Origin of the sequence: Cellulomonas bogoriensis 69B4 = DSM 16987, assembly GCF_000767165.1 — a bacterium.
In the GTDB taxonomy this organism is placed as follows: domain Bacteria; phylum Actinomycetota; class Actinomycetes; order Actinomycetales; family Cellulomonadaceae; genus Actinotalea; species Actinotalea bogoriensis.
The window spans coordinates 1-763 of record NZ_AXCZ01000402.1; the positions used below are offsets into that span (position 1 = coordinate 1).

Annotated in this window: 1 protein-coding gene; it reads left to right on the top strand. The window is 77.6% G+C overall.

The window, feature by feature from the left end; translation table 11 throughout:
• A partial coding sequence (locus N869_RS18150) for a hypothetical protein (protein ID WP_035063251.1) occupies window positions 1-763 on the top strand: 763 nt, incomplete at both ends.

Consider the following 763-nt stretch of genomic DNA (forward strand, 5'->3'; position numbering starts at 1 on the left):
ACGCCGACGCCACCGCCGACGCCGTCGCCACCGTCCTGGCCGCCGCCCTCCTGGACGCCCTGGGCCAGATCGGCGACGGGGCCGGTGAGCTCGCCGACGGGCTCGGGGACCTGGAGGGCGCGCTCGCGGACGCGACCGGGGGCCTGGACGCCCTGGAGCCCCCGCCCCTGGACGACGTGCTCGCCGGGCTCGACCTGGACGGGCTGCTCACGGACCTGGCCCCGGACCCCGGGCAGCTGCTCGCCGACGCCGACCTCGACGCCCTGGGCACCGAGCTCACCCGGGCCCTGACCGCCGAGCTCGAGGGTCTGGACCCCCTCGACGGGCTGGACGACCTGGACGTGGACCCGGCGGTGCTCGACCGGTTGCTGCGGCAGGCGTTCGAGGGGCTCGAAGGTGAGGTCGACCTGCGGGACGCCCTGGCGGCCCTGGACGTGGAGGCCCTGCTCGCCGAGCTCGACCTGGCCGGCCGGCTCGCCGACCGCGTCGGCCGGGTCGACCTGGGTGAGGTGCTGCGTGACGTCGTCGCGGACCTGGACCTGGACGACCTGGACCTCGACCTGCACCTGGACGACCTGGATGCCCCGTCCCCGGCGGACGTCGCCGCCCACCTGCGGGCCGTCGGTGAGCGCGTGGGGGTGACGCTGGCCGCCGCGCAGGCGGTGCTCGACGCGATCGAGGCCGTGCTGGAGGACCCCCAGGGCCCGCCCGCCACGGGGCCGGGCGGTGACCTGGACGAGCTGGCCGAGGCCGCCGCCCTGGT